The sequence below is a fragment of the Vogesella mureinivorans genome (genome assembly GCF_007644035.1).
Classification (GTDB): domain Bacteria; phylum Pseudomonadota; class Gammaproteobacteria; order Burkholderiales; family Chromobacteriaceae; genus Vogesella; species Vogesella mureinivorans.
Genome location: NZ_VMTV02000399.1, coordinates 1 through 361 on the forward strand (window position 1 = coordinate 1; position 361 = coordinate 361).

General features: G+C 65.4%; 1 protein-coding gene. It reads left to right on the top strand.

The window, feature by feature from the left end:
• The coding region (locus tag FLQ44_RS11190; RefSeq protein ID WP_147694448.1) for a rhomboid family intramembrane serine protease at positions 1-361 on the top strand (361 nt) is incomplete at both ends.

Consider the following 361-nt stretch of genomic DNA (forward strand, 5'->3'; position numbering starts at 1 on the left):
GGGCGAGGTCGCGATGTTGCCCTTCATGCTCTGGCCTGCCGGAGACTACGCGCTCGGCATGCATCAGGGGCAGATCATTACCGTCGGTTTCCTGCCCTGGCAGCTGTTCACCTACGGCTTCATGCACGGTGGCGAGACCCACCTGCTGTTCAATCTGCTGGCGCTGTGGATGTTCGGTGGTGATGTCGAGCGCGTGCTGGGGCCGCGCCGCTATCTGCTCTACGTGCTCACCTGCATCGTCGGTGCGGGCCTGATCCAACTCGTGGTGTCGACCCTGGCCGCGCAGGGCGGCGAACCCTATCCGACCGTGGGTGCCTCGGGCGGCGTATTCGGCGTGCTGCTGGCCTTCGGCATGGCCTTT